The following is a 17,621-nucleotide window of genomic DNA, read 5'->3' as shown; positions in this document are numbered from 1 at the left end:
TTGCTCGAGCCTCGCGGTTTGAGCGAACGCTTTTCAATCGGTCCATTAAAGGAAAGCAGTGGATCGGGGGGTTGTCCAATACGCCTTTGAGCGTCTCAGCGACTTTTGCTGATGACGGTGGCTCGACGATCGACCAGTCGATGTGCCCGTGGGACGGTACGCAAGGTGCCTAGGGTATGCCGCAACCATGACAGATCATGGCGAGGTTTGCGCACGACAGATTTGCGTCGGGCCTTACCGATGAGGCTGGCAAAGACAGCGTTCAAAGCTTCTGCACTTTCAAAGCCTTTGAGTTTTTTCAGCAGTTTCCCGTTGCGATAGAACAGCACGGTGGGGGTACCGCTGACCTCTGGGTGGCGGGGGGATTCGCCGGTATTGAGCATGTAACTTTCGGCACGATCTTTATAGGCCTCGGCCGTCGCCCGAAATTTCGGCCCGGCAAACTCACAGGCGCAGCAGTACTGACTGCCGAAATACAGGACGACCAGGCGGTAGGTCCTCAATGCCCGGCGGTATTGCGGCGCGAGAGAGTGGGTTGTCGGGCTCATTGAAGTCTTCCTTGTTCAGCCGCAAGACGAAGTGAAAGCGCGTGATAACGCTAATGCGGTCTGCAGGGTGCGTCTACTGTCAGAGTTGACAGGTACAGGGCGCTGACGTGTCTCGTTTTGAAGCGCACCTGACCTCAAATGTGGCCCCACTACCCGTGCCTGTAGCCAACGGTAGCGCTTGTGCGCTGCGTCGTTTGGTAACGCCTGTTTTGTGTTTTTTCGCATCTCTTTGATTCAATTCATATTTCATTTTCTGGGGGATTTGTCTTCCGGGCTATGGCACACTTTCTGCTGTCTATTCCGTTGTTACATACCGTGTTCCGGTATAGCGGAATAAACATCATCCTGGAGTGCCCGTCATGCAGCGTCGACTTTCCTTGTTTACAGCGTGTGTTTTTCTCTTTGCGGCCACGGCCTCTGCCGTGGGCATTGCCCAGGCGGCGGACAGCAAGCTCGACAGCGTATTGAAGCGCGGGCATTTGATCGTGGGCACGGGCAGCACCAATGCACCGTGGCACTTTCAGGGGGCAGACGGAAAATTGCAGGGTTTTGATATCGACATCGGGCGGATGGTCGCCAAGGGTTTGTTCAATGACCCGAGCAAGGTCGAGTTCGTGGTGCAGTCGTCAGACGCGCGGATTCCCAATTTGCTGACCGACAAGGTCGACATGAGCTGCCAGTTCATTACCGTCACCGCCAGCCGTGCGCAGCAAGTGGCGTTCACCCTGCCGTACTACCGCGAAGGCGTTGGCCTGCTGTTGCCGGCCAACAGCAAGTACAAGGAAATCGAGGACCTGAAAGCGGCCGGCGACAGCGTCACCGTGGCAGTACTGCAAAACGTCTACGCCGAAGAACTGGTGCACCAGGCGCTGCCCAAGGCCAAGGTTGACCAATATGACAGCGTCGACTTGATGTACCAGGCAGTCAACTCTGGCCGTGCCGACACGGCTGCCACCGACCAGTCTTCGGTCAAATACCTGATGGTGCAGAACCCTGGTCGCTATCGCAGCCCGACCTACGCCTGGAGCCCGCAAACCTACGCCTGTGCGGTCAAGCGCGGCGATCAGGACTGGCTGAACTTCGTCAATACCGTCTTGCATGAAGCGATGACCGGCGTTGAGTTCCCGACTTACGCGGCGTCCTTCAAACAATGGTTTGGTGTAGACCTTCCTACCCCGGCAATCGGTTTCCCCGTCGAATTCAAATGATCCCGTGAGAGTGGGGCGCCTCTAAATGCGCCCCGCTCAAGGTACTGCTGACCATGAACTATCAGTTGAACTTTGCCGCCGTCTGGCGCGATTTCGACACCTTGCTGGCGGGGCTCGGTCTGGGTCTTGAACTGGCGTTGGTGTCGATCGCCATCGGTTGCGTGATCGGCCTGCTGATGGCGTTTGCTTTGCTCTCAAAGCACCGCGCATTGCGGGTGCTGGCGTCGGTGTACGTGACGGTGATCCGTAACACGCCGATTCTGGTGTTGATTCTGTTGATCTACTTTGCGCTACCGAGCCTGGGCATTCGGCTGGACAAGCTCCCGTCGTTCATCATCACCCTGTCGTTGTATGCCGGGGCATACCTGACCGAAGTGTTCCGCGGCGGGTTGTTGAGCATCCCTAAAGGCCTGCGTGAAGCCGGGCTGGCGATTGGTCTGGGGGAATGGCAGGTGAAGGCCTACGTCACCGTGCCGGTGATGTTGCGCAACGTGTTGCCAGCGCTCTCGAACAACTTCATTTCGCTGTTCAAGGACACCTCGCTGGCGGCGGCGATTGCCGTGCCGGAGCTGACTTATTACGCGCGCAAGATCAACGTTGAAAGCTACCGGGTGATCGAAACCTGGCTGGTGACAACGGCGCTCTATGTTGCGGCCTGTTATCTCATCGCGATGCTGCTGCGTTACCTCGAGCAGCGTCTGGCGATTCGCCGTTAGGAGCGCAGCCATGTACGAGTCCCCAAGTTGGTTGCATGAGTTATGGGTCGCCCGCGAAACCCTGTGGTCGGGCTTTTTGACCAGTGTGCAGTGCTCTGTCCTGGCGATCATGCTGGGTACCCTGATCGGCATCGTTGCCGGGCTGGTGCTGACTTACGGCAAGTTCTGGATGCGTGCGCCGTTTCGTTTTTACGTTGACCTGATCCGTGGCACACCGGTGTTTGTGCTGGTGCTGGCCTGCTTCTACATGGCGCCGGCGCTGGGTTGGCAGATCGATGCGTTCCAGGCCGGAGTGCTGGGGCTGACGCTGTTCTGCGGTTCGCACGTTGCCGAGATCGTTCGCGGTGCGTTGCAAGCGCTGCCACGCGGGCAGATGGAAGCGAGCAAGGCCATCGGCCTGACGTTTTATCAGGCCCTCGGTTACGTACTGCTGCCTCAGGCGCTGCGGCAGATTTTGCCGACCTGGGTCAATTCATCGACCGAAATCGTCAAGGCCTCGACCTTGCTATCGGTGATCGGTGTGGCCGAGTTGCTGCTGAGTACCCAGCAGATCATCGCCCGGACCTTCATGACCCTGGAGTTCTACCTGTTTGCCGGTTTTCTCTTTTTCATCATCAACTACGCCATCGAATTACTCGGCCGGCATATTGAAAAGCGGGTGGCCTTGCCATGATTCAAGCTCAAGTTTCGACTCAAAACGCTAGCCAGGCCCTGCTGGATATTCGCGGTCTGCACAAGCAATACGGCCCGCTCGAAGTGCTCAAGGGCGTCGACCTGAGCATGCAGCGTGGCAACGTGGTCACGCTGATCGGCTCCAGCGGCTCGGGCAAAACCACGCTGCTGCGCTGCGTGAACATGCTCGAAGAGTTCCAGGGCGGGCAGATCCTGCTCGATGGTGAGTCCATCGGTTACCACGAGGTCAATGGCAAACGCGTGCGCCACTCGGAAAAAGTCATTGCCCAGCACCGGGCCATGACCGGCATGGCGTTTCAGCAGTTCAACCTGTTTCCGCATCTCACGGCATTGCAAAACGTCACCCTTGGCCTGCTGAAAGTCAAAAAGCTGCACAAGGACGAAGCGGTGGTGCTGGCGGAAAAATGGCTGGAGCGTGTCGGTCTGCTGGAACGTCGCGACCACTATCCGGGTCAGCTGTCGGGTGGTCAGCAACAGCGCGTGGCGATAGCCCGAGCGATTGCGATGAACCCGAGTCTGATGCTGTTCGACGAAGTGACGTCGGCACTCGACCCGGAACTGGTTGGCGAAGTATTGAACGTGATCAAGGGCCTGGCCGAGGATGGCATGACCATGCTGCTGGTGACCCATGAGATGCGTTTTGCCTTTGAAGTCTCGGACAAGATCGTTTTCATGAATCAGGGGCGAATCGAAGAGCAGGGGCCACCCAAGGAGTTGTTCGAACGCCCGCAATCTCCGCGCTTGGCGGAATTTCTCAAGAACACGCGTTTTTAACACTCAATTTTGAATCAGGAGAAATACCCATGAGCATTACTCGTTACGGCACAGGTAGCACCGCCGGTGGCGGCCAGCCTCGTCCTTTCGCCCGTGCGGTCGAAGCTGATGGCTGGCTGCATGTGTCTGGCCAGGTGCCGGCGGTGGACGGCGAAATCATTGCCGGCGGGATCGTTGAGCAGACTCACCAGACCATGCGCAACCTGATCGCGATCCTCGAAGAAGCCGGCTATGGCCTCGAAGACGTGGTGCGCACGGGCGTATGGCTGGAAGATCCGCGGGATTTCTGGAGCTTCAACAAAGTCTTCTCCGAATACTTCAACCCGGAACACGCACCGGCCCGGGCCTGTGTGCAGGCGAACATGATGGTCGACTGCAAGGTCGAGATTGATTGTGTGGCGTACAAGAAGAAGTGATGATTGATCGTTCCCACGTTCTGCGTGGGAACGTATCCAGTGACGCTCAGCGTCACATCAAAAAGCGGACGCAGAGCGTCCAGTGAGGCATTCCCACGCAGAGCGTGGGAACGATCAGGGAACCCACTGACATGACCGAAGACACCATCAAGCGCCGGGCCCGCGGTCTGGACCGGGCGTTCGATATCCTCGATTTCCTCAAGGAAATCGGCCAGCCGCTGCGTCCGAACGATATTGCCAGTGGTATCGGCAGTCCGAAATCCACGGTCTACGAGCTGGTCGCGTCCCTGCTTGAGCGACGGATTCTCGAACCGGTGGGCAAGGAAGGTCACGTCTACCTTGGCCGGCAACTGTACTTTCTGGGGCAAGCGCATCTGCGCCATTTCGACCTGAGCCGCGAGGCCGATCACGCCTTGCAGGAGATCGTCAGCCAGACCCGCGAAACCGCGCAGATGTGCCTGCTCAACGGGCGCAAATACACGGTGGCGCTGATGAAGGAGGGCGAGCGGCATTTTCGCATCTCCTCGGACATTGGCGAGAACGCGCCGATTCCGTGGACGGCTTCCGGACGTTTGTTGCTGGCGCACTTGAGCGACCAGCAAATCGTCGACCTGATCGATGAAGATGACTTCATCCTGCCAGGCGGCGAACGCCTGCCGCTGGAGCGTTTTCTGGCGGAAATCCGTCAGGCCGCTATCGACGGATTCTTCTCCTTCGATAGCGTCGCCGACACCTTTACCCATTGCTTTGCCGCCCCGGTGAAAGACCCGAGCGGCGTCGCGATTGCGACCCTGTGCATCGTCGCCCCCAGGGCCGATGCCAAGAACAACTACAACGACTATCGCCGGGTGTTGATCGACAGTGCGAACAACCTGGCCCGTCGCATCAACGAATAACATTGGCCGTTCGCGGCCGCGTGTGAGGAGTTAGAACATGCCTTCTGCCTTGAACATCGCCGCCGTGGAAAAGGGCGCCGGCCACCCCGGCGCCAACCTGGTGCGTGACGTCAGCCTGCCGGCGCTGGTGCTGCACCGCGAAGCCCTGGAACACAACATTCGCTGGATGCAGGCATTCGTCAGCAACAGCGGTGCCGAGCTGGCGCCGCACGGCAAAACCAGCATGACTCCGTCGCTGTTTCGCCGCCAACTGGAGGCGGGTGCCTGGGGCATCACCCTGGCCACTGCAGTGCAGACTCGCGCCGCCTACGCCCATGGCGTGCGCCGGGTGTTGATGGCCAATCAGTTGGTGGGGGCGCCGAACATGGCGCTGATCGCCGAGTTGCTGGCAGATCCGTCTTTCGACTTTCACTGCATGGTCGATCACCCGGACAATGTCGCGGACCTTGGGGCCTTTTTCGCCGCGCGCGGTCTGCGTCTGAACGTGATGATCGAGTACGGTGTGGTCGGCGGCCGTTGCGGTTGCCGCAGCGAAGCCGAAGTACTGGCGCTGGCCGAAGCGATCAAGGCGCAGCCGGGGTTGGCGTTGACCGGCATTGAAGGCTACGAAGGGGTGATTCACGGAGACCAGGCGGTCAGTGGAATCCGCGAATTTGCTGCGTCCCTGGTGCGCCTCGCGGTGCAGTTGCAAGACAGCGGCGCTTTCGCCATCGCCAAGCCGATTATCACTGCGTCGGGCTCGGCCTGGTATGACCTGATCGCCGAGTCGTTCGAAGCCCAGAACGCTGCCGGACGTTTCCTCAGCGTGCTGCGCCCCGGTAGTTACGTGGCTCACGATCATGGCATCTACAAGGAAGCGCAATGCTGCGTGCTCGATCGTCGTAGCGACTTGCATGAAGGCTTGCGTCCGGCACTGGAAGTCTGGGCGCATGTGCAGTCGTTGCCGGAGCCGGGGTTTGCGGTGATTGCCCTGGGCAAGCGCGACGTAGCGTATGACGCGGGGCTGCCGGTGCCGTTGCTGCGTTACCGGGCGGGTGTGCTGCCCGCGATCGGTGATGACGTCAGTGCCTGCAAAGTGACGGCGGTGATGGATCAGCATGCGTTCATGACGGTCGCGCCCGGGGTTCAGTTGCGCGTGGGCGACATCATTTCGTTCGGTACGTCTCACCCGTGCCTGACCTTCGATAAATGGCGCACCGGTTGCCTGGTGGATGAGCAGTTGAACGTCATCGAAAGCATGGAAACCTGTTTCTAGGTTTTCCATGTTCTCGTTCCCACGCTCTGCGTGGGAATGTGCCGCCACGGACGCTCCGCGTCCATTCGTGAAGTGACGCAGAGCGTCACAGGATGCATTCCCACGCAGAGCGTGGAAACGATTGAATGACTGAGAGCCCACAACCATGAACACCCTCAGCAATCTCGGCCCCGATACCCCGCGCATCGCGCTGATCGGCGAGTGCATGATCGAGTTGCAGCAGCTCGCCGACAGCAGTCTGCAACAGAGTTTTGGCGGCGACACCCTGAACACCGCGGTCTACTTGTCTCGTGAAATGGGCGATGGGGCCACGGTGGATTACGTCACCGCGCTGGGCGATGACAGTTTCAGCGATGCCATGTGCCAGAGCTGGTCCGAAGAAGGCATTGGCCTGGGCATGGTCCAGCGGTTGACGGGACGTTTGCCCGGTTTGTATTGCATCCAGACCGATGCGTCGGGTGAACGTCGTTTCCTCTATTGGCGCAACGAAGCCGCTGTGCGCGATTGCTTTACCACGCCGGCGGCGGCACCGATTCTTGCGGCGCTGCCGGATTACGATGTGCTGTATTTCAGTGGCATCACCCTGGCGGTGCTGGGCGAAGCCGGGCGCAAAAAGCTCATCGAGACACTGATCGAAGCCCGTCAGCGGGATGCGCGGATCGTCTTTGACAACAACTATCGGCCGCGTTTGTGGAGCAGCGTCGAACAGGCCCGGGCGGTGTACCGCGAAGTCTTGCCCTATGTCGATCTGGCACTGCTGACAGTGGAGGATGAACAGGCGTTGTTCGACTTTTCCGATGATGCGGCGGTGTTCGCGGCCTATGAGCAGATCGGCATACCGGAAGTGGTGCTCAAGCGCGGCGCCGAGCCGTGTCTGATTCGCTGTGGCGGTGAGTCGTTCGAGGTTCCGGCGCTGCGCGTCGAACGAGTGGTGGACACCACAGCGGCGGGGGATTCGTTCAGCGCGGCGTATCTGGCCAGTCGGCTCCGTGGCGCAAGCCCGGCAGAAGCCGCAGAGGCCGGACATCGGTTGGCGAGCCGGGTGATTCAGGTGCCGGGGGCGTTGATTCCAAGGGGGGTGAAGAATCAATCGCGGTAAAACACCTGCACCAGGTGATAACCAAACTTGCTTTTGATCGGCCCATGCACGACACGCAGCGGTTTCTTGAAGATCACCGCATCGATGGCGCCGACCATCTGCCCGGGCCGAACTTCGCCCAGGTCACCCCCGCGTTTGCCGGACGGGCAGGTGGAATACTTCTTGGCCAGCACATCAAAGGCTTCACCCTTGGCGATGCGTTGTTTGAGCTGTTCGGCTTCTTCGGCCGTTTTCACCAGAATATGGCGGGCTTGAGCTTTCATTGGGCAGTTACCTTGGAGCGGTGGTGGCGGCGGGGCGCGATTATGCCTCAAATCATCCGGTTCGGCGGATCATGTGGCGAATCTTGCCGGCCAGTTGTTCAAGGGTGAAGGGCTTGGCCAGCAGGTCCATGCCCTCGTCGAGAAAGCCCTGACGTTCGGCGGCTTTTTCCGCGTAACCGGTCATGAACAGCACGTTGAGCCCGGGTCGATGCTGACGGGCGATTTCTGCCAGTTGCCGGCCATTCATGCCGGGCAGGCCGACATCGGTCACCAGCAGATCGATGCGCAGGTCTGACTCCAGCAACGGCAGGGCGTTTTTTGCATCTTCTGCTTCATGAGTGATGTAACCCAATTCGTTCAACACATTGAGCACCAGCATACGCACCGCCGGGTCGTCTTCGACCAGCACCACCGATTCACCCGCCGCCGCATAGGAGCTGCCCAGGCTGACTGTTGCCGGCGAGCTGTGCTGAGGCGCGTTGTGCAGGCGCGGCAAATACAGGCGCACCGTCGTGCCTTGCCCCGGTTCACTGCTGAGGGTTACATGGCCACCGGATTGCTGAGCGAAGCCATAAATCATCGACAACCCCAGCCCGGTACCCTGGCCGATAGGTTTGGTGGTGAAGAACGGATCGAAGGCCTTGGCCAATACGCGCGGGGTCATGCCGGTACCGTTGTCGCGTACGCCGAGCATCACATAGTCACCGGCCTTGACCGGCTCAAGGGTGCTGATGTCGTTGCCATCGAGGTAGCTATTGGCGGTTTCAATCACCAGCTCGCCGCCCCCGGGCATCGCATCGCGGGCGTTGATCACCAGGTTGAGCAGGGCGTTTTCCAGTTGGTTGGCATCGGTGTTGACCGGCCAGACTTCAGGTGCCAGCTGGAACTTCAGCTCGATATGCTCGCCCTTGGTGCGACGCAACAGCTCTTCGAGCGAACGTACCAGCGTGTTGGGCTCGAGCGGTCGACGGTCCAGCGATTGTCGGCGGGAGAATGCCAGCAGCCGGTGAGTCAGGGCTGCTGCCCGATTGGCTGACGACACGGCCGCATCGGCAAAGCGCTCGATTTCATCGCTGCGCCCATCGGCAATGTAGCGCTGCATCAGGTCCAGGCTGCCAATAATCCCGGTCAGCATGTTGTTGAAGTCGTGGGCAATACCCCCCGTGAGTTGGCCGACGGCTTCCATTTTTTGCGCATGACGCAACGCATCTTCGGCGCGCTCCCGCTCGAACATTTCGTTTTGCAGGCGATGGTTGGCTTCAGCCAGTGCCTTGGTGCGTGTGTCGACACGTTCTTCCAGCGTCTCGTTGAGGTTGCGCAAGGCTTCCTCGGTCTGTTTACGCTCGGTTTCGTCGATCACGAAAATGTAGAAGCCATTGACCGCGCCGTCAGAACCAAAGCGTGGCAAGTACTTCATCAGTGCATAACGCGGTCGGCCGTCACGGTGTGGCGAATAGGCCTCGAAACTGCAGGCTTTGCCCGCCAGCGCGGCGCTGATGTGCTCGACGCGGGTGGCATAGAGTTCATCGCCGAGAATTTCGCGAATGGTTTTGCCGTACAGCTCCTGCGGGGTCATGCCGTACCAGTCCAGGTACGCGCTGTTGTTCAGGCGAAAGCATTGTTCATGATCGACATAACCGATCAGCACCGGCATGGCGTTGATGATCAGCTGCAGCTCGGTCTGACTTTGCCGTAACGCCTGTTCGGTGTGCTTGCGCTCGGTCAGGTCCAGAGCGGCACCGAGAAAACGCAGGGGGCGACCGTGGTGATCCTTGTAACAGCGGCCTCGGGCAAAGACCCAGCGCACTTCGCCACTGGCTTGCAGTAGCCGGTATTCCTCGGCGTATTCGCTGCCATGGGCGATGCAATGCTTGATGCTGCGGGCGACCATGGCCCGGTCTTCCGGGTGCACGCCGTTGAGGTATTCGGTGATGGGCAGTTGGCTGGCCAGTGCCGGATCAACACTGTGCAACTGGGCGAAGTGGGCATCGGCAATAAAGCGATCTTCGCCGATATCCCAATCCCAGGTGCCCACCGCGTCGGTGGCGGCGAGGGCCAATTGCAGACGCTCTTCGGTTTCGTGCTGGGCCTTGAGACTGGCCTCCGAGTGTTGTTTGAGCTCCAGGGCGATGCGTCGGCGCTCATTGGTTTCGATCGCAGTGACCAGGATCCCGGACACCTGCCCACGTTCGTCACGAATCGGGCTGTAGGTCAGGTCCAGCCAGAAGTCCGATTCACCGCCATCGCGTTGCAGGCTGAAACGCTGCTCGCTGTAGGAGCGCACTTGGCCTTGTAGGACAGCGCTATAAATGGGGTCGGTGAAGTCTTTGAGTTCTGGCCATATCTGGTGCGTGGGTTGTCCGAAAGCCTGCGGATGCTTGTTGCCGGCCAACAGCGCAAAGCCGTCGTTGTAGATCTGCGACAGCTCCGGCCCCCATAACAACAGCATGGGCATGGGCGAGTGAATCACGATGTCCACGGCGGTGCGCAGGCTCTGCGGCCAGTGGCTGGCAGAGCCCAGCGGGCTTTGTGCCCAGTCGATTCGGGCGATCAAGGCCTGGGCATCGCTGCCGGTAGGGGATCCGTTCATTGGGGTTCCTGCATTAGGGCGGTGCTACCTGTCAGTACTGGCGCATCTACTATTCTTCGAGGGAGTAGACGCTCGGACGCGTGAAAAGTGGCGTGCCTTGGCAATTTTCGTTCAATGGAAGGCTCAATGGATATTTTTTTTGCCATGGACATTCACTCGCTGCTAAGAATGCTGGCCAGCCAGGATGGCTCCGATCTTTACCTGTCGACTGGCGCACCACCTACCGGGCGCTTCAAGGGTGCGCTTCGAACACTGGCCCCCGAAGTGTTCAAGCCCGGCGAGATCGCCCGGATTGCCGAGGCCCTCATGGACGTCGAGCAGCGTGCAGAGTTCGACCGCGAGCTGGAAATGAACCTGGCGGTTTCTCTGGTCGGAGTCGGACGCTTTCGCGTCAACATCTTCAAGCAGCGCAATGACGTGTCGATCGTGGCGCGCAACATCAAACTCGATATCCCGCGCTTTGAAGACCTTAAACTACCGACCGTGTTGCTTGAAACGGTGATGCTCAAGCAGGGGCTGATGCTGTTTGTCGGCGCCACGGATTCGGGCAAGTCGACATCGCTGGCAGCGCTGATCGATTACCGCAATCGCCACAGCAGCGGGCACATCATCACCATCGAAGACCCGGTGGAGTATATCCATAGCCATCAACAGTCGATCATCAACCAGCGTGAGGTGGGTGTCGATACGCGCAGTTTTCACGCCGCCTTGAAGAACACCCTGCGTCAGGCTCCGGATGTGGTGCTGATCGGAGAAATCCGCGATCGCGAAACCATGGAACATGCGCTGGCATTCGCCGACACCGGGCACCTGGTGATCTCCACCTTGCACGCCCACAACGCCAATCAGGCGCTGGACCGGATCATCAACTTTTTCCCTGAAGAACGCCGTGGGCAGTTGCTCAATGATCTCGGCAACAATCTCAAGGCCTTCGTTTCCCAACGCCTGGTACGCACTCGCGATGGGCAGCGTCGGGCGGCGGTGGAGGTGATGCTGGGTACGCCGACCATTGGCGATCTGATACGGCGCAATGAGCTTCACCAGCTCAAGGAGATCATGGAAAAGTCGGCAGAGTCGGGAATGAAGACGTTTGATACGGCGTTGTTCGATTTGGTTGTCGAGGGCGCGATCGATGAAGAAGAGGCGTTGAAATTCGCCGACTCGGTGAATAACTTGCGCTTGCGCCTGAAGTTGCACGCGGACAATGTGCCGAATGCCGAACCCCCATCCACCGAAACCGGTGAATGGGGGCTGATGGATTGACATCACCCTACGCGGATTTTTAGTTCGCCAGCTCCGGTCGATCCCGAAATTGCTCCAGCGCTTCAGGGTTGGCCAGTGCATCGGTATTTTTCACTGGCTGGCCGTGCACGACATTTCTGACGGCCAGCTCGACAACCTTGCCGCTGATGGTTCGCGGTATATCCGTCACCGCCACGATCTTTGCCGGCACATGCCGAGGCGTGGTGTTGGCGCGGATGACCTGGCGAATCTCCTGCTCAAGGTTGTCGTCCAGCGTTACGCCGTCACGCAGGCGCACGAACAACACCACGCGCACGTCATCCTGCCATTGCTGGCCGATGGCGACCGAGTCCAGTACCTGATGGACTTTTTCCACCTGACGGTAGATTTCCGCGGTGCCGATGCGTACGCCGCCGGGGTTGAGTACTGCGTCAGAGCGCCCGTGGATCAGCCAGCTGCCATTGGGCCGTTGTTCGGCGTAGTCGCCCTGAGCCCAGACGCCCGGAAACTGGCTGAAATACGAGGCGCGGAGTTTTTCCTGCTGCGGGTCGTTCCACAGGCCGATCGGCATCGCCGGGAAGTGCCGGGTGCAGACCAGTTCGCCTTTTTCACCGATCACCGGTTGACCGGCCTCATTCCAGACTTCAACCGCCATGCCCAGGCCCTTGCACTGCATCTCGCCACGGCGGACCGGCAGGACCGGATTGCCGGCAATAAAGCAGGAAATGATGTCGGTACCGCCGGACATCGACGACAGGCATAGCTCGCCTTTGATCTCGCGATAAACATAATCATAGCTTTGCGGCGACAGTGCCGAGCCGGTCGAGAGCAAGGCTTTCAGGCTGCCCAGGTCGTGGCTGAGGCGCGGCCGGATCTCATTGCCTTCAAGGGTCGCGAGGTATTTCGGGCTGGTGCCGAAGACACTGATGGCTTCGCTGTCGATCAGGTCGATCAAGCGTTGCGGGTCGGGGTGGAAAGGCGAGCCGTCATACAGCACCACGCTGCTGCCGACTGCCAATGCCGAGACCAGCCAGTTCCACATCATCCAGCCACAGGTGGTGTAGTAGAACAGTCGGTCGTCAGGCCCGAGGTCGACGTGCAAACCGTGTTCCTTGACGTGTTGCAGCAGCACACCGCCGACGCCGTGGATGATGCATTTAGGCACGCCGGTGGTGCCGCTGGAGTAGAGAATGTACAGCGGGTGAGCGAAGGGCACCGCGACGAACCCGGGCTCGCCGCCCGGACGATAAAAACTGTCCCACAACGCAACGTTGGTTTGGGTTTTATAGTCTTCAATACGGGCTTGCGGCCGGGCGTATGGGACGATGATCAGTTGCTGCAGTGATGGCAGGCGTTCGAGGATTTCGTTGACCTTGGTGGTCTGGTCGATCTCTTTCCCGGCGTAGCGATAACCGGCGCAGGTGATCAGCACTTTCGGTTCGATCTGGCCGAAGCGGTCGACCACTCCGTGCGTGCCGAAATCCGGTGACGAGCAGGACCAGATCGCTCCCAGACTGGTGGTCGCGAGCATGCCCACCAGGGTCTGCCAGGTGTTCGGCATGCATGCCGCGACTCGATCACCCAGGCCGACGCCAGCGGCTCTCAGGCTTTTTTGCAGGCCGGCGACGTGTTCGGCCAGCTCACGGTAACTCAAGCTTTCGCGCTGGCCATTCTCGGCGATGGCAATTACGGCAGTTGCGTCATCGCGACGACGCAGCAGGTGTTCGGCGAAGTTCAGCGTGGCGCCGGGAAACCACTCGGCGCTGGGCATCTGCGGGCCCTCACGCAGCACCGCGCTCGGTGGCTGGTGAAAGTTGATCTCGAAAAAATCGACGATGGCCTGCCAGAAATCTTCGCGTTGATCGATGCTCCATCGATGCAGAGTGGGGTAGTCCGCGAGTGTCAGGTTGTACCGCTGATTGCTGAAGCGCCGGAAGGCATCCATGCGGGTCTTGCCGATGCGTTCGGCGCTGGGTTGCCAAAGAACTTCTGACATGGCTTGCCTCTTTTTTATGACTGCACATACGCTTGTCGGATCGTTCCCACGCAGAGCGTGGGAACGATCATCAAGTAGAGGCTACTGCGCCAGCCACCCGCCATCAATATTCCACGCCGCGCCACGCACCTGGCTGCCGGCTTCACTGCACAGGAACAGCACCAGTTCGCCCAGTTGTGACGGAGTCACGAATTCCAGCGACGGTTGCTTCTCGGCCAGCAAATCATGTTGCGCTTGCTGTGGGTCAATCCCTGCTGCGGCACGGTCGTCGATCTGCTTCTGCACCAGCGGCGTCAGGACCCAGCCTGGGCAAATGGCGTTGCAGGTGACGTTGCTGGTGGCGGTTTCCAGGCCGACCACTTTGGTCAGGCCGATCACCCCGTGCTTGGCGGCGACGTAGGCGGCCTTGCCCACCGAGCCGACCTGGCCGTGTACCGAGGCGATGTTGACGATCCGTCCCCAACCTTTGGCACGCATGCCTGGCAGGCTGAGACGGGTGCTGTGGAAGACCGACGACAGGTTGATCGCAATGATCGAATCCCAACGCTCCACGGGGAAGTCTTCTACCGCAGACACGTGCTGGATGCCTGCGTTGTTCACCAGAATATCGACGCCACCGAACTCGCGCTCGGCGTAGGCGATCATCTCGGCAATTTGCGTGGGGTCACTGACATCGGCCGGGTGATGGCCGACCTTGCCGCCAAACTGCTGCACCTGCGCGATGACGGTGGAGGCATCGCCGAAACCATTGAGGATCAGGTTGGCGCCGGCCTTGGCCAGACTCAGCGCGATGCCCAGACCGATGCCGCTGGTGGAGCCGGTGACCAGTGCGGTTTTGCCCGAAAGAGTTGTCATGAATGCCTCACACAATGCCGGTGGCGTAGAAAGTACCGATGACTACGAAGACCGCCAGGGTCTTGATCAGCGTAATACAGAAAATGTCTTTATAAGCTTCGCGGTGGGTCAGGCCCGTTACCGCGAGTAAGGTAATGACGGCGCCGTTGTGCGGCAGGGTGTCCATGCCGCCACTGGCCATGGCCGCGACCCGGTGCAGCACTTCCAGAGGAATGTTCGCCGCATGGGCTGCCGCGATGAAGTCATTGGCCATCGCCGCCAGAGCGATGCTCATGCCGCCCGAGGCCGAACCGGTGATACCTGCCAGCAGGGTCACGGTGATCGCTTCATTGACCAGCGGGTTGGGGATGCTTTTGAGCCAGTCGGCCAGTACCAGAAAACCGGGCAACGAGGCGATGACCGCGCCAAAACCGTATTCCGATGCGGTGTTCATCGCCGCCAGCAAGGCGCCACTGACCGCGCTTCTGCTGCCCTCGGCGAGCTTGCCGCGGATCGCCTGGAAGCCGAACACCAGCACCATGATGATGCCGACCAGCAACGCGGCCTGGACCGCCCAGATCGCGGTTAGCTTGGCGATTTCGGTGGTCACCGGCGCGGCCATGCCCGGCAGGCTCAGGCTGTGGGTCTTGCCATACCACAGCGGAATCCAGTGGGTGAACAGCAGGTTCATGATGCCCACCAGCAGCAATGGCGAGAGCGCGATCCACGGGTTAGGCAGCTTCACGTCTTCGGCGGTTTCCGGCTCGTTGCGCAACTCTGTGCCGTAGCCTTCACCCTTGCGTTGGGCTTTGTTGCGCTGACGCTGGAGGAACAGCATGCCGGCGCAAAAGACGAAGATCGTGCCAATCAAACCCAGCCACGGCGCGGCCCAGGCGGTGGTGTTGAAGAAGGTGCTGGGGATGATATTCTGGATTTGCGGGGTGCCGGGCAGGGCGTCCATGGTGAAGGAAAACGCGCCGAGGGCGATGGTCGCCGGGATCAGCCGTTTCGGGATATTGCTCTGACGGAACATCTCCGCGGCAAACGGATACACCGCGAATACCACGACAAACAGCGACACGCCGCCGTAGGTGAGCAGGGCACAGACCAGCACGATCACCAGCATCGCCTGGCGCGTGCCGAGCAGGCGAATCGCAGCGGCGACGATCGAACGTGAGAAGCCCGACAGCTCGATCAGCTTGCCGAACACCGCGCCGAGCAGGAACACCGGGAAGTACAGTTTGACGAATCCGACCATTTTCTCCATGAACACGCCAGTGAAGGCGGGCGCAACGGCAGAAGGGTCAGTGAGCAGGACCGCGCCAAGGGCGGCAATCGGAGCGAAGAGAATGACGCTGTAGCCACGGTAAGCAGCCAGCATCAGCAGCGCGAGGGCTGCCAAGGCAATGATCACACTCATGGTGTGTCTCCTAGATTGTTATTTTTTTTGGGGGTAGAGCGGGTGTGGAGGGGCTATAGCGAGTTTTGTGCCATATCATTAAGTTATTGAAAAATAATGATATTTTTATCTATGACAATGATTTTTAAAATATTTGTCTCTGTTTTGAGATTGTGCTGTTCGAACTGACGCCATCGCGGGCGGCGCTCCGTTTGCCCGCGATGACCGCGACGCGATTTCACGTCATATCTATAAAGAGAGAACGATATCTCTTTATTGAGACTCAGCAATCCCCAACGCCACCATCTTCTTGTACAGCGTCGAACGCCCAAGCCCCAGCCGAGCCGCCGCGTCGATAACCCTGCCATTACAGTGCGCGAGTGTGCTTTCAATCAACTGCCGGTCGAAGCGTTCGCGTGCAGCACTGAAGGTCTCATTGGCATGCGTTTCAATGGCCGATGACGCAGAACGCTGCACCGGAACAAAACTGCCAATTGCCGCGCGAATTTCCGCAGCATTGAGGATCAGGTCGTCGCTGAGCAGCGCGGCCCGTTCCAGCACGTTGCGCAGTTCGCGAATATTTCCCGGCCAGGCGTGTTGGCCGAGCAATTCCAGCGCCTGGCTGTCGAGCTCATGCTGACTGCGCAGTTCTTCCAGGATTGCTTCGCTCAGGGCCGGCAGGTCATCGAGGCGCTCGCGCAGCGGTGGCACCTGGATCGGCAACACGTTGAGGCGGTAATACAGGTCGGCACGAAACTCGCCGCGTTTGATCGCCGCTTCGAGGTCGGTGGAGGTCGCGGCGATCACCCGCACATCGCTCTGAATCACTTCGTTGGAGCCGACCGGTTCGAATTCTTTCTCCTGCAATACCCGCAGCAGTTTGCTTTGCAACGGCAGCGGCATGTCGCCGATTTCGTCGAGAAACAAGGTCCCGCCCTGAGCAATCTGCAGCTTGCCGGAGCGGCCCTTGCGATCTGCACCGGTGAAGGCACCGGGCGCGGTGCCGAAAAATTCGGCTTCGAGCAGCGCTTCGGGAATCGCCGCGCTGTTGATGCTGACGAAGGCTTTGTGCGCCCGAGGCGAGGCCCCATGAATCGCCTGGGCCAGCAGTTCTTTGCCGGTGCCGGTTTCACCCAGCAACAAGACCGGGGATTCGGTGCTGGCGCTACGTCGGGCGCGGCGTTTGACCTCCAGGCTGGCGGCGCTGGTGCCGATGAAGTGGGCGAAGGTGTACTTGGCTTGCCGGGCCCGCAGTAGCGAACGCGTGGACGCAAGCTCTTCCTGCATGCTCAGGTAACGCTTAAGCATTGGCGACAGGCTGCGCAGTTCATCGAACAGTGCGAAGCCGATGGCGCCAATAACCGCGCCGGTGTCATCGTGAATCGGCAGGCGCATCACCACCAGCGGCTCTTTGGACGTGTCCTGCATGTCCAGCAGGATCGGTCGACCGGTACGCACCACCTCGCGCAACAGACTGCCGGGGATCACGCTTTCGCAAGGCCTGCCGATTGCCACTTCAGCTGACGCCAGACCGAAGCGCTTGGCATAACGTTCGTTCATCCAGACGATGTTCGCATCACGGTCAACGATCACCGTGCCTTCGCTGGATTGCTCGATGATCTCGAACAACGAGCGGATCGCCAGCATGCGCACACGTTGGTAATCCCTGAGGCCTTCGGTGGTGTTCATGGT

The 17,621-nt window shown here is 59.7% G+C and carries 16 protein-coding genes; 9 read left to right on the top strand and 7 right to left on the bottom strand.

Annotation, left to right across the window (positions count from 1 at the left end):
* Nucleotides 1-95 precede the first annotated feature (95 nt).
* A complete protein-coding gene (locus FPT12_RS03790) occupies nt 96-548 on the bottom strand; it encodes a co-chaperone YbbN (RefSeq protein ID WP_145014705.1) in 453 nt (150 codons plus the stop codon).
* A gap of 359 nt (nt 549-907) precedes the next feature.
* Between FPT12_RS03790 and FPT12_RS03785 the strand changes: the two genes are divergently transcribed.
* The 8 genes from FPT12_RS03785 (at nt 908) to FPT12_RS03750 (ending at nt 7,605) form a co-directional block, all read left to right on the top strand.
* A complete protein-coding gene (locus tag FPT12_RS03785) occupies nt 908-1,756 on the top strand; it encodes a transporter substrate-binding domain-containing protein (protein WP_145014704.1) in 849 nt (282 codons plus the stop codon).
* Between the two features lie 53 nt (nt 1,757-1,809).
* On the top strand, nt 1,810-2,472 hold the full coding sequence (locus FPT12_RS03780) for an amino acid ABC transporter permease (protein ID WP_054596802.1): 663 nt from the start codon (nt 1,810-1,812) through the stop codon (nt 2,470-2,472).
* A 10-nt stretch (nt 2,473-2,482) separates the two neighbouring features.
* Nucleotides 2,483-3,145: an amino acid ABC transporter permease gene (locus FPT12_RS03775; RefSeq protein WP_145014703.1), complete on the top strand. Its 663-nt coding sequence runs from the start codon at nt 2,483-2,485 to the stop codon at nt 3,143-3,145.
* Nucleotides 3,142-3,939 (top strand): amino acid ABC transporter ATP-binding protein, encoded by a 798-nt coding sequence (locus FPT12_RS03770; RefSeq protein ID WP_145014702.1) that lies wholly within the window; start codon nt 3,142-3,144, stop codon nt 3,937-3,939. The genes FPT12_RS03775 and FPT12_RS03770 overlap by 4 nt, the downstream gene beginning before the upstream one ends.
* Nucleotides 3,940-3,968: 29 nt before the next feature.
* Nucleotides 3,969-4,355, top strand: a complete 387-nt coding sequence (locus tag FPT12_RS03765; protein WP_145014701.1) for a RidA family protein — start codon at nt 3,969-3,971, stop codon at nt 4,353-4,355.
* 131 nt (nt 4,356-4,486) lie between these two features.
* A complete protein-coding gene (locus tag FPT12_RS03760; protein WP_145014700.1) occupies nt 4,487-5,251 on the top strand; it encodes an IclR family transcriptional regulator in 765 nt (254 codons plus the stop codon).
* A 37-nt stretch (nt 5,252-5,288) separates the two neighbouring features.
* Nucleotides 5,289-6,506, top strand: a complete 1,218-nt coding sequence (locus tag FPT12_RS03755) for an amino acid deaminase (protein ID WP_145014699.1) — start codon at nt 5,289-5,291, stop codon at nt 6,504-6,506.
* A gap of 145 nt (nt 6,507-6,651) precedes the next feature.
* Nucleotides 6,652-7,605, top strand: coding sequence for a sugar kinase (locus FPT12_RS03750; protein WP_145014698.1), 954 nt, complete (start codon nt 6,652-6,654; stop codon nt 7,603-7,605).
* Here FPT12_RS03750 and FPT12_RS03745 read toward each other — a convergent pair.
* On the bottom strand, nt 7,593-7,868 hold the full coding sequence (locus FPT12_RS03745; protein WP_019690952.1) for a peptidylprolyl isomerase: 276 nt from the start codon (nt 7,866-7,868) through the stop codon (nt 7,593-7,595). The genes FPT12_RS03750 and FPT12_RS03745 overlap by 13 nt on opposite strands.
* A 52-nt stretch (nt 7,869-7,920) precedes the next feature.
* Nucleotides 7,921-10,458, bottom strand: a complete 2,538-nt coding sequence (locus FPT12_RS03740; protein ID WP_145014697.1) for a PAS domain-containing protein — start codon at nt 10,456-10,458, stop codon at nt 7,921-7,923.
* A gap of 144 nt (nt 10,459-10,602) precedes the next feature.
* On the opposite strand from FPT12_RS03740, the gene FPT12_RS03735 reads away from it, so the two are divergent.
* Entirely contained in the window at nt 10,603-11,721 is a 1,119-nt protein-coding gene (locus FPT12_RS03735) for a PilT/PilU family type 4a pilus ATPase (RefSeq protein ID WP_145014769.1), read from the top strand.
* Nucleotides 11,722-11,740: 19 nt separating this feature from the next.
* On the opposite strand, the gene FPT12_RS03730 is transcribed toward FPT12_RS03735, so the two are convergent.
* From FPT12_RS03730 to FPT12_RS03715, 4 genes are all read right to left on the bottom strand, one after another.
* Nucleotides 11,741-13,696: an acetoacetate--CoA ligase gene (locus FPT12_RS03730; RefSeq protein ID WP_145014696.1), complete on the bottom strand. Its 1,956-nt coding sequence runs from the start codon at nt 13,694-13,696 to the stop codon at nt 11,741-11,743.
* An 81-nt stretch (nt 13,697-13,777) separates the two neighbouring features.
* The gene (locus tag FPT12_RS03725; protein WP_145014695.1) at nt 13,778-14,551 is read right to left on the bottom strand and encodes a 3-hydroxybutyrate dehydrogenase; all 774 of its coding nucleotides are present in this window, start codon (nt 14,549-14,551) and stop codon (nt 13,778-13,780) included.
* A 7-nt stretch (nt 14,552-14,558) separates the two neighbouring features.
* On the bottom strand, nt 14,559-15,950 hold the full coding sequence (locus tag FPT12_RS03720) for a GntP family permease (RefSeq protein ID WP_145014694.1): 1,392 nt from the start codon (nt 15,948-15,950) through the stop codon (nt 14,559-14,561).
* A 252-nt stretch (nt 15,951-16,202) separates the two neighbouring features.
* Nucleotides 16,203-17,618: a sigma-54-dependent Fis family transcriptional regulator gene (locus tag FPT12_RS03715; protein WP_145014693.1), complete on the bottom strand. Its 1,416-nt coding sequence runs from the start codon at nt 17,616-17,618 to the stop codon at nt 16,203-16,205.
* Between the last annotated feature and the right edge of the window lie 3 nt (nt 17,619-17,621).

The organism is Pseudomonas sp. H3(2019) (genome assembly GCF_007713465.1).
Classification (GTDB): domain Bacteria; phylum Pseudomonadota; class Gammaproteobacteria; order Pseudomonadales; family Pseudomonadaceae; genus Aquipseudomonas.
This window is presented reverse-complemented; position numbering and strand designations above follow the sequence as displayed.